This window comes from Haloechinothrix salitolerans (assembly GCF_042662605.1).
In the GTDB taxonomy this organism is placed as follows: domain Bacteria; phylum Actinomycetota; class Actinomycetes; order Mycobacteriales; family Pseudonocardiaceae; genus Haloechinothrix_A; species Haloechinothrix_A salitolerans.
The window spans coordinates 1,291,594-1,302,844 of record NZ_JBHSXX010000001.1; the positions used below are offsets into that span (position 1 = coordinate 1,291,594).

10 protein-coding genes are annotated in these 11,251 nt (G+C 67.1%); 9 read left to right on the forward strand and 1 reads right to left on the reverse strand.

Annotation, left to right across the window (positions count from 1 at the left end; all coding sequences use genetic code 11):
• Positions 1-298: 298 nt before the first annotated feature.
• From ACFQGD_RS06115 to ACFQGD_RS06150, 8 genes are all read left to right on the forward strand, one after another.
• The gene (locus ACFQGD_RS06115) at positions 299-1,516 is read left to right on the forward strand and encodes an ROK family protein (protein WP_345393041.1); all 1,218 of its coding nucleotides are present in this window, start codon (positions 299-301) and stop codon (positions 1,514-1,516) included.
• Positions 1,513-2,472 (forward strand): carbohydrate ABC transporter permease, encoded by a 960-nt coding sequence (locus tag ACFQGD_RS06120; protein ID WP_345393044.1) that lies wholly within the window; start codon positions 1,513-1,515, stop codon positions 2,470-2,472. The genes ACFQGD_RS06115 and ACFQGD_RS06120 overlap by 4 nt, the downstream gene beginning before the upstream one ends.
• A complete protein-coding gene (locus tag ACFQGD_RS06125; protein WP_345393047.1) occupies positions 2,465-3,289 on the forward strand; it encodes a carbohydrate ABC transporter permease in 825 nt (274 codons plus the stop codon). Before ACFQGD_RS06120 ends, ACFQGD_RS06125 begins: the two co-directional genes overlap by 8 nt.
• A gap of 19 nt (positions 3,290-3,308) precedes the next feature.
• Positions 3,309-4,562 (forward strand): ABC transporter substrate-binding protein, encoded by a 1,254-nt coding sequence (locus ACFQGD_RS06130; protein WP_345393050.1) that lies wholly within the window; start codon positions 3,309-3,311, stop codon positions 4,560-4,562.
• A complete protein-coding gene (locus ACFQGD_RS06135; protein ID WP_345393053.1) occupies positions 4,559-5,722 on the forward strand; it encodes a glycoside hydrolase family 15 protein in 1,164 nt (387 codons plus the stop codon). Before ACFQGD_RS06130 ends, ACFQGD_RS06135 begins: the two co-directional genes overlap by 4 nt.
• Positions 5,719-7,923: a glycoside hydrolase family 31 protein gene (locus tag ACFQGD_RS06140; RefSeq protein ID WP_345393056.1), complete on the forward strand. Its 2,205-nt coding sequence runs from the start codon at positions 5,719-5,721 to the stop codon at positions 7,921-7,923. The genes ACFQGD_RS06135 and ACFQGD_RS06140 overlap by 4 nt, the downstream gene beginning before the upstream one ends.
• 115 nt (positions 7,924-8,038) lie before the next feature.
• Entirely contained in the window at positions 8,039-8,809 is a 771-nt protein-coding gene (locus ACFQGD_RS06145; protein WP_345393060.1) for a metallophosphoesterase family protein, read from the forward strand.
• Between the two features lie 316 nt (positions 8,810-9,125).
• A complete protein-coding gene (locus ACFQGD_RS06150) occupies positions 9,126-10,361 on the forward strand; it encodes a S8 family peptidase (RefSeq protein WP_345393063.1) in 1,236 nt (411 codons plus the stop codon).
• 88 nt (positions 10,362-10,449) lie between these two features.
• On the opposite strand, the gene ACFQGD_RS06155 is transcribed toward ACFQGD_RS06150, so the two are convergent.
• On the reverse strand, positions 10,450-10,710 hold the full coding sequence (locus ACFQGD_RS06155) for a hypothetical protein (RefSeq protein WP_345393066.1): 261 nt from the start codon (positions 10,708-10,710) through the stop codon (positions 10,450-10,452).
• A 93-nt stretch (positions 10,711-10,803) separates the two neighbouring features.
• Between ACFQGD_RS06155 and ACFQGD_RS06160 the strand changes: the two genes are divergently transcribed.
• Positions 10,804-11,232, forward strand: coding sequence for a VOC family protein (locus ACFQGD_RS06160; protein ID WP_345393069.1), 429 nt, complete (start codon positions 10,804-10,806; stop codon positions 11,230-11,232).
• The last annotated feature ends 19 nt before the right edge of the window (positions 11,233-11,251 follow it).

Genomic DNA, 11,251 nt, shown 5'->3' on the forward strand with positions numbered 1-11,251 from the left:
ACGTCGGTCTGTCGCGAAGGGCACCTTCGCGGCTCGACATGTCATAACGGCGCACTTAACGACATCGTTCGCTCCACGGATGTCGGGAGCGGGGAACACGACGCCCGGAACGGGGAACACAGTGTCCTGAACGTCGGACACAACGTTCTGAACGTCGGACACAGCGTCCGGAGTGCAGGACACAGCGTCGGGAGTGGGGACACGGCGCGGTAACTGTCCGGGCGCCGGGTGTTGACACGGTGGTCGCCGTCACTTAGTTTATCGCTAATTTTAGTACCAAACAAAGGGAGTTGGCCTGGTGGTGAGCACGCAAGGCTCCACCCCGCGCGGCGATCTCGTGCCAGCGGCGATCGTCGGCTTGCTTGGCACGCGCGGGCCGTCGTCGCGCGTCGACATCGCCCGCTCGCTCGGACTGAGTCCGGCCACGGTCACGCAGGTGACGAAAGACCTGATCGCGCGCGGCGTCGTCGAGGAGCAGGCGTCGGTTCCGTCGCGGGGTGGCAGGCCGGCCAAGTTGCTCGGCCTCGCCGCCCGGGGTGGTGTCGCGCTGGGCGCGAAGGTCACCGCCGACCACGTGGCGGTGGTGACCGTCGAGCTGGACGGCTCGGTGCGGACGTCGACCGAGCACCCGTTCACACCGAACGCCCCCGACGCCGTGCACAAGCTCGCCGACATCTTGGCGTCGCAGGCGAACAGCATGGACGAACAACTGCTCGGTGTCGGCGTCGGTGTGCCCGGGTCGGTCGACTCGCAGGACTCCGGCTTCGTCCACGCTCCGACACTCGGCTGGCAGGCCGCGCCCGTTGGCCCGGTGCTGCGCAACGCACTCGGCGCACCGGTGTTGGTCGACAACGACGTCAACACGCTCGCCGCCGCCGAGCAGGTCTACGGCATCGGGCGCGAGCACTCGTCGTACCTCGTCGTCACCATCGGCCGTGGTATCGGTTGCGCGATCGTGCTGGACAAGGCGATCTATCGGGGCGCCACCAGCACCGCGGGCGAGATCGGACACATCCCGGTCTCCATCGATGGCCCGGTGTGCGGCTGCGGCAACACCGGATGCTTGGAAGCGCACATCGGTGCGGCAGGACTGCTCCGCACTGCCAGGGAACGCGGCCTCGTCAGCGCCCGCGGGCGGCTCGCCACCCTGTTGCGTGCCGCGCGCGACGGTGACCCGAAGGCCCAAGACGTCTACCGCGAGGCGGGCGAGCTGCTCGGCAGGACCCTGGCCGGGATCGCGCTCACCCTTGACCCCGAGGTCGTCGTACTGATGGGTGAGGGCATTGACGCCTGGGAGCACTGGCGGCCCGGCTTTGACTCCGCACTACGCCGGTGCATCGCTCCTACCAGGGGCGAGTTGCCCGTCGTCGTCGAGCCGTGGAGCGAGGACCAGTGGGCGCGGGGAGCGGCGTCGCTGGTGCTGGCCTCGCCGTTCGACGCAAGCGGCAACGGCGGTGAGCAAAGCAACCTGGTGCGGGCTCGGCTCGGCAACCGGGCGGTGGAGGTGGCGCGATGACCCAAGCCGCCGTGACCGAACCCGTTACCGAGCCCAGAACAACAGAGCCGCCCCCGGTGGCGCCACGACGCAGGGCGAGCAAACGCCGTAGACGTCGTCAGGTGCTGTGGGCGTTGGTGTTCCTGCTGCCCAGCGCGATTCCGCTGCTGCTGTTCACGATCACGCCGATGATCTCCTCCGCGTGGGTGAGCCTGCACGAGTGGAACCTCATCTCCCCGATGGAGTGGGTGGGGCTGGACAACTACCGCAACCTGCTCACCGATCCGCAGACCGGTACGGTCTTCGGCCACACGCTGATGTACGTCGCTGGGTACCTGCCGCTGGTCTACGTCGGTGGTCTCGGCCTCGCACTGCTGCTGAACCAGAAGCTCAAGGGCAGGGCATTCCTGCGTGCGACGTACTTCCTACCGGTCGTGACGAGCTGGGTCGTCGTCGCGCTGGTGTGGCAGTGGCTGCTCAACCCGGCCAACGGCATCGTCAACGAAGTACTCGGCACGCTCGGCCTGCCGCAACCCGGCTGGTGGACCGACCCGGACTGGGCGTTGCCGTCGGTCATCCTCGCCTCGGCGTGGAAGGACCTCGGCTTCGTCATGGTCATCCTGTTGGCTGGTTTGCAGGCCATCCCATCGGATTACTACGAGGCCGCCCGGGTTGACGGTGCGAGCGCGTGGCAGCGCTTCTACCGGATCACGCTGCCGCTGCTGTCGCCGTCGACGTTCTTCGTTGTGGTGATCTCGCTGATCAACGGCTTTCAGGTGTTCGATCAAGTCTACGTGATGACCGGCGGCGGGCCGTCCGGCGCGAGCCAGGTCGTCGTCGGGCAGATCTATGACCTGACGTTCCGCTACGGTCGCGCCGCCGAGGCGTCCGCGTTGTCGTGGATCTTGTTCGCGGTGCTGCTCGTGGTGACCGTGATCCAGATCCGGGTGCAGCGGAAGTGGGTGCACTATGCGTGAGACACGCTCGCCCGTCGCACGAATCGCCTTCTATACCGCGGTGATACTCGGTGCGGCGATCATGCTGTTCCCGTTCCTGTGGACCGTGATCACCTCGATCACCCCGGACGGTTCGCTGTCCAAGGGTCCGACGCTGTTCGTCGAGGACCCGACACTGGACGCCTACCGCACGTTGTTCGACACGCTGCCGATGTGGCGGATCGTGCTGAACTCGCTCGGCATCGCGATCGTATCCACCGCGTTGCAGCTGGTGACCGGCTCGATGGCCGCCTATGCGTTCGGCAGGTTGCACTTCCCGGGCAAGAACGTCGTATTCGGCGTTTACCTCGCGACGTTGATGGTGCCGCTGCAGGTGCTCGTCGTCCCGCTGTTCATCGAAATGCGAGCGCTGCAACTGCAGGACACCTATTTCGCGCTGCTCGCACCGGGCATCGCGTCGGCGTTCGGCGTGTTCCTGCTACGGCAAGCGGTGTCGGCGGTGCCGACCGAGCTGGACGAGGCTGCCGTGCTGGACGGCGCTGGCCACCTGCGGATCTTCGCGACCATCGTGTTGCCGCAGATCCGACCAGCGCTCGCCACCGTCGCGGTGTTCGCGTTCATGTACAGCTGGAACAACTTCCTCTGGCCGCTCGTGGTGATCCGTTCGCCCGAGCTGATGACCCTTCCTCTCGGCCTTTCGACCCTGCAAGGCCAGTTCACCACGCAATGGGACGTCGTCATGGCGGGATCCGTCGTGTCCATCGTGCCCATCGCGCTGGTGTACCTCCTCGCGCAGCGCCACATCATCGCTGGCATCGCGCACACCGGTATCAAATGAAAGGAATCCGATGCGTTCAATGACGAACGGACTGAGGGCGATCGCCATCGCGGGGGTCGCGGCGTTAGCGCTCGGCGCGTGCACGCAAGGCTCGGCCACTCGCCAAGCCGAGTCGCCCGACGGCGAAACCACCGTGCGATACATGAACTTCTCCGCCAATGACGGCCACGAGAAGGATCTCGACGCCATTGTGGACGCCTTCGAGAAGGCCAACCCGGACATCACGGTGCAGGTGGAGACCGTTCCGTACGACGACTACTTCACTAAGCTGCAAACCGCCGTCGCGGGCGGCACCGCGCCGGATGCCTTCGAGCTGAACTACGAGAACTTCGTTATCTACGCTGACAACGGCTCGCTCGCGGAGCTGACCGATGTGGACTCCTCAGCATACAAGGAGTCGCTGCTGGACGCGTTCAGCCACGACGGTACGCAGTACGGACTGCCGGAGTCGTTCTCGAACGTCGTCCTGTTCTACAACAAGACGCTGTTCGAGAAGGCTGGCGTCGAGCCGCCTACCGACGACTGGACGTGGGAGGACGAGCAGGCCGCCGCGAAGCAGCTCACGGACAAGGGCGAGGGAGTCTGGGGCGATTACCAGCCGGTGACGTTCCACGAGTTCTACAAGACGCTCGCCCAGGCTGGCGGCGAGTTCCTGAACGACGACCGCACCGAGGCCGTGTTCGACTCGCCGGAGGGCGTCGAGGCCGCGAAGTTCCTGGTCGACAAGGTCGGCACCACGATGCCCACCGAGGCCGACGGTGCGGGCACACCAGACTTCGATACCGACTTGTTCAAGTCGGGCAAGCTCGCCATGTGGCACTCCGGCATCTGGATGTTCAGCCAACTGGAGGATGTCGGGTTCGAATGGGATGTCGTCGTCGAGCCGGGCGGCGAGCGGAAGGCGTCCGCGATGTTCACCAACGGCCTTGCCGTCTCGGCCGCCTCGAAGAACCAGGAGGCCGCGCAGAAGTGGATCTCGTTCCTCGCCGCGTCGGACAAGACCGCGGAGGTACGGCTCGACACGTCGTGGGAGCTGCCGCCGGTCGCTGACGAGACCAAACTCGCTTCCTACCTGGAGCAGCCGAAGCCGGACAACCGCGAGGCCGTGTTCGCCTCGCTCGACGCCGCGGTTCTCCCTCCCGTCATCGAGCGGCAGCAGGAAATGCAGGACGCGGTGACGCAGGAACTGTCTGACGCCGCGGCTGGCCGCAAGACCGTCAAGGAAGCACTGGCCGACGCACAGGCCGCCGTGAATGAACTGCTGGAGAAATGACCGAAACTGACAAGAGGGTCCCTACCTGCCCGGCGACCGTAGCCATTGATGCCGACGAGCGTACGAGGATACGTGCGCTCGCCGAGCACAGCCACGCCGTGATCACCCGTCACCAGGACGACGGCGGCGCCTATCCCGCCTCGCCGACGTTCTCGGCCTACCGGGGATACGCCTGGCTGCGGGACGGCTCGTTCACCGCGGAAGGGATTTCCCGGTACGGCGACACCGAGTCGGCGAACCGCTTCCACGACTGGGTGGACGGCGTACTGCGCGGTCGTCGGGAGCAGGTCGATCGGCTGGTGGCGGCCGCCCTGCGGGGTGAGCCGCCACCGGCGGACGAGATGCTGCCGACCCGCTACACCTTCGACGGTGCCGACGGTTCTGACCCGTGGTGGGACTTCCAGACCGACGGCTACGGGATGTGGCTGTGGTCGGTCGTCACCCACGCGGACAGACACGGCATCGACATCGAACGGTGGCGTCGCGGCATCACCGTCGCCGTCGACTATCTGCTGTCCTGTTGGGACCGTTGTTGCTACGACTGGTGGGAGGAGCATGTCGAGCAGCGGCACGTGTCCACATTGGCCGCTATATATGGTGGGTTCACGACCGTCGCGACACTGCTCGACACGCGCCGTGCAGACGCGGTCCGCACCGCGGCAGAGGACATCTACGACCTCGTTCGTGAGGAAGGTGTCGCGGCGGGGCACCTGACGAAGTGGCTCGGCAACTCCGCCGTGGACGGTTCACTGCCAGCGTGCATAGTCCCGTTCGGACTGGTCGCGCCGGACACCGAACTCGCGGACACCACGCTCAAGGCCGTTGCCCACGACCTCGACGTCGACGGCGGGGTGCATCGCTTCACCGCCGACGTCTTTTACGGCGGCGGGCAGTGGATCCTGCTCGCCGCGCTGCTCGGCTGGAACCTCGCCGCGCGTGGTGATACCGACGGCGCGATGCGGCACCTGCGCTGGATCGCGGCGCAGGCCAACGACGACGGTGACCTGCCAGAACAGGTCGACCACCACTTGCTGCACCCCGAGACCAAGGCGGAGTGGGTGGCGCGTTGGGGTGAGGTCGCCAGCCCGCTGCTGTGGTCGCACGGCATGTACTTGATCCTCGCCGACGAACTCGGCCTGCTAGCCACGGAGGAGCCATGATCCGGCACCGCCCACACGGCATCGAGCACCCTTACGCCGCGTCTCCTGACCAGCGCGTGCCTGTCCTTCCGCTGGCAGGGGAACGGGTGCGGCTCGGCATTGTCACCGAACCCGAGGTGACGGACGTGACCTGCGAGTTCGGCGACGCCATGCTGACAATGGCGCCCACCCAGACCTCGGAAGCGGATGCGGCAGCGCTGGCGGGCGGCGAGGGCCACCTCGCCGAGGCACAGGCGTCGGCTCTGGGCAGCGGCGGCTGGTCGGTGGAGTCGCCGCCGCTCGCCGCCGACGTCACCTACCGGTACCGCTTTCGCGCCACGACGTCGGACGGTCGCACGGAGACGACCGACTGGTTCGAGGTGTCTCCCGCGCGGTGGACCACCGACCCTGTGGGGACGCTGACCGGCGGGAGCGAGCGGATCGTGCCAGGCAGCGTGGAGTGGCTGGTGTCCGATGCCGGCGTCCACCGTGCCCGGTTCGCGTTCGCGTTGCGGCCGGACGACCACGTCGTCGGATTCGGCGAGCGCTACGACGCCCTTGACCAGCGGGGACGCGCGCTGGATGCGGTTGTGTTCGAGCAGTACAAGCAGCAGGGTGTCCACGGCAGGACGTATCTGCCGATGCCGTTCGCGCACGTCGTGGGTGTCGATGGTGACGGCTGGGGTTTCCACGTGCGCACCAGCAGGCGCACCTGGTTCGACGTCGGCGCGGCTATTCCGGACCGGCTGATCGTCGAGGTCGCTCTTGGCCCGGAGGCCACTGTGGACGTCGGTATGTACGAAGGTGACCCGCGTGCGGTGCTGTCGGCGTTTTTGGACGAGGTCGGGCGTGCCGAGGAATTGCCGGCGTGGGTGTTTCGACTGTGGGCGTCAGGTAACGAGTGGAACACTCAGGACATCGTGATGTCCCGGATGGACAGTCACCGCGACTTGGACATCCCGGTGGGCGCGATTGTGATCGAGGCGTGGAGCGACGAGGAAGGCATCACCATCTTCCGCGACGCGCAGTACGCCGTGACCGAGGACGGCAGCGCGCACAAGGCGAGCGACTTCCACTACCCGGCCGACGGCGCATGGCCGGATCCGAAGGGAATGATCGACGAGCTACACGCGCGTGGCGTCAAGGTGCTGCTGTGGCAGATTCCGCTGCTCAAGACCGATGATGACCTCGGTGCGCAGGCCAAGGCGGACGCCGAAGCGATGGTGCGCGAGGGGCACGCGGTGCTTGAGGCGGACGGGACCCCATACCACAACCGGGGCTGGTGGTTTCCGAACGCGCTCATGCCGGATTTGTCGGTGCCGCGCGGCCGCGAATGGTGGGCCGCGAAGCGCCGCTACTTGGTTGAGGACCTCGACGTTGATGGGTTCAAGACCGATGGCGGTGAGCACGGCTGGGGTCACGACCTGCGGTACGGCGACGGCAAGCGCGGCGACGAGGGCAACAACTTGTTCCCGGTGCACTACGCGCGGACGTTCGGTGACTTGCTACGTTCGGCGGGCAAGGCGCCGGTGACGTTCTCCCGCGCCGGCTTCACCGGCTCGCAGGCGCACGGCGTGTTCTGGGCTGGTGACGAGGACTCAACCTGGGAGGCGTTCCGCAACTCGGTAACCGCGGGCGTCACGGCGGCGTCCTGCGGCATCGTGTACTGGGGTTGGGACCTGGCCGGGTTCTCCGGACCGGTGCCGGACGCCGAGCTGTACCTGCGGGCGGCGGGCGCGTCGGCGTTCATGCCGATCATGCAGTACCACTCGGAGTTCAACCACCATCGACGTCCATTGCGGGACCGCACGCCGTGGCATGTCGCGGAGACCACCGGAGACGAGCGCGTCGTGCCGGTGTTCCGAGCGTTCGCGAAGCTGCGGGAACGCCTGGTGGGTTACCTCGCCGAGCAGGCACGGATCGCCGTCACGACGGATCGGCCGTTGATGCGCCCGCTGTTCTTCGACTTTGGTGACCGCCATGAGGTGTGGGACTACCCGGGGCAGTACCTGCTCGGCGACGACCTGCTGGTGCACCCGGTTACCGAGCCGGGCGCCACGGAGTGGGCGACGTACCTGCCGCCCGGCGAGTGGACGGACGTCTTCAGTGGGGAGGCGGTGTCCGGTGGTCAGGTGGTCCGTCGCCCAGTGCCGATCGATGAGATACCGGTGTACTGCCGTGCCGACCGGTGGGCGAGCTTGACGGCGGTCATCCACCCCTAGACGTCGTATGACGCTGTGTCCCGCACTCGGGACATCGTGTCCTGCCCTCGGGACGCTGTGTTCGCCGTTCGCGAGACGCCTTGTCGGTTCGACCGGGGCGGGGCATCGTGTCGGCATGCTCAACTCGGTCGCGGTGCTCTCGGACATCCACGGCGTTCTCCCCGCGCTCGATGCTGTCCTGGCGGAGCCCGATGTGGCGGCGGCCGAGCGCATCGTGCTCACCGGTGACATCGCCGCGGGGCCGCAGCCCGTCGCGGTGATCGACCGGCTCCTTGAACTGGGCGATCGGGCGGTATGGGTCCGAGGGAACGCCGATCGGGAACTCGTCGCCTTGGCACGCGGAGGTCACACCGACATTCCCGACCCGATTGTTCCGTGGGCGGCTGACCAACTCAGCGCGAGAGACATCGAGTTGCTCGCCGAACTGCCACATCCGGTGACCTTGCCTGTCGCCGGGTTCGGGGAGGTCGTGTTCTGCCATGGCACGCCACGGGATGACGACGAGGTGGTCCTGGTCGACACCCGGCTGGATCGCTGGGATGACGTGCTGTCCGACCTGCCATCCACGGTGACTACCGTGGTTTGCGGACATACTCACATGCCGTTCGTCCGGCTGGCGCACGGCAGACAGGTTGTTAACCCGGGCAGTGTCGGTATGCCATACGGCCGCGCGGGTGCGCACTGGGCGTTGCTCGCTGATGGCGCGGTGGCGTTGCGCCGTACCGAATTTGACTTCGACGCCGCGTGCGCGACCATCAGCGCGACCTCGTCCTATTCGAGCGTCGGTGACTGGGTCGACTACTTCGTGCGCGCTCGCGCCAGCGACGCGGAGGCTATGGCTGTCTTCGCGCCCCGTGACGGCCGCGCGGTCGATTCGCGTTCCTAGACGTCGCCGGAAAGGCGAAACCGTGCACTCCAGCGCTCGCGGTGAGAAACACGACGTCGTGTGTGCCTAATACACCGGCGTGAGTGTCGGACACAGCGCGTCGGGTGCCCACCGACTTTCGGCGGGTGCCGGACAGCTCACCACCGCTAGGGCGAATGGAGTAATCGATTGACCATGTTGGCGCCTAGTTGACAAATTCTTCGCCAGTACCCGTTTCCCCAGCTCAACCCGTGCGTTGGGCAGCGCAAGTCAGCGGACGTGAGCCCGACTCGTATATCGGACACTCCGCCGAACCGACGCATGGGAGACGGAAGCAATGAGAACGAAGATGGGTGTCGCGATCGCCGCGTGTGCGGTCGCGGGTGCGACGGTGGCACCGGCGCAGATCGCGGCGGCGGACACGCTCGGCGGCGTGCTCGACAGCTACATCGTAGTGCTCAAGGACGGCATCGACGCCTCGTCGGTGGCGCAGCAGCAAGTGGGGGCGCTGGGCGGCACGCTCGGCCATGTCTACAGTTCGGCGTTGAACGGCTACTCGGCGGAGCTGACCGACCTCGCGCGGCAGCGGCTCGCCGCGAATCCGGCGGTTGACTACATCCAGGCCGACACACCGGTGGAAACCACCGCGCAGAGCGTGCCGACCGGCATCGACCGCAGTGACGCCGAGCAGAGCCCGACCGCGGCGATCGACGGTGTCGACGAGCGGGTCGACGTCGACGTCGCGGTGATCGACACCGGTGTCGATCTGGACCACCCGGACCTCAACGTCTACCGGGAGGGCGCGAGGAACTGCGCGCTGCTCAGCCTGAGCGCCAATGACGGTCACGGGCACGGCACGCACGTCGCGGGCACCATCGGCGCGCTCGACGACGCCAACGGAGTCGTCGGCATGGCGCCCGGTGCGCGCGTCTGGCCGGTCAAGGTGCTCAACGATCTCGGTTTCGGCTCGACGTCCGATGTCATCTGCGGGATCGACTACGTCGCCGCCAACGCCGACCAGATCGAGGTCGCCAACATGAGTCTCGGCGGCAGTGGCAGCGACGACGGCGATTGCGGCGCCACTGATGGCGATGCCCAGCATGAGGCCATCTGCAGCGCGGTCGCCGCTGGTGTGACGTTCGTGGTGGCCGCGGGCAACGACCACGCGGACGCCAAGGACTTCGTCCCCGCCGCGTACGACGAGGTGATCACGGTCAGCGCGCTCGCCGACTTCAACGGTCAGCCCGGCGGCGGCGCGGCACCGACCTGCCGCGACGACGTCGACGACACCTTCGCCGACTTCTCCAACTACGGCGAGGACGTCGACCTGATCGCTCCTGGCGTGTGCATCGAGTCCACCTGGCTCAGCGGTGGCTACAACACCATCTCGGGGACGTCGATGGCCAGCCCGCATGCCGCGGGCGGGGCGGCGCTGTACAAGGCGAACAACCCCTCGGCCACCCCGGAGCAGGTCAAGCAGGCCCTACAGGACGCGGGCACGACCGACTGGACGTGGCCGAGCGAGGACGAGGACGGCATTCAGGAGAAGCTGCTCAACGTCGCGAACTTCTGACGCACGCCTATGCACGATCGCCGGGTGCGTCCTGCCGTTGTTCGGCGGGGTGCACCCGGCGGTTCGTTGTGGGGCGGGTGCCCGATCGTCACCGGCCGTGCGGCGTCACGGTCATGCCGCGGTAGGAGCCGTGTTCGCGTGGGTAGTCGTCGATGTCCTCGCGGAAGCAGAACACGATGTCGGTGAGAACGCTGTCTCGGTTCATGCTCTGGCTCTCCGGCCGGTACGTCTCACCGGGCGTGTCTCGGCCGGTCGGCATGCGGATGCCCCATCTGTCTCGCGTCTTCGCCTCGACGTCGGAGACGAGGTCCTCGCCGAGATCGAGCGCGTCGAGTAGGCGGTCGTTCACGTAGTCGGTCAGATCCTCGCGAGCCTCGGCGTCGCGGCCTGCGCCGTAGTGCGAGCGGGTGATTGTCGGTCGGTTGGCCTACGCTGCCGACTCATGGAGCAGCGGATTAGCCTCATTACTCTGGGTGTCACCGACCTGGCACGGGCTCGCGACTTCTACGAACGCCTCGGCTGGCGGGGCCAGGAGGTCGAGGAGACGGTGTTCCTGCAGGCAGGCGGTAGCGCCCTCGTGCTGTGGGGCAGGGACAAGCTCGCCGCTGACTGCGGGATTTCCGACGATACGCCCGCCGGATTCAGCGGCGTGGTGCTGGCACACAACGTGCGGTCGGCCGCCGAGGTGGACGACGTCATGCGGGCCGCGGCGGAGGCGGGTGCCGCCATCACCCGGCCCGCTGGCGAGACGTTTTACGGCGGCTATGCCGGGGTCTTCACTGATCCCGATGGTCACCCGTGGGAGATCGCCTACAACCCCGGCTTTCCGCTTGCCGACGACGGCTCGCTCACCATCCCTGACTTCGGCTAGGCATCAGTCCGCGGACGTC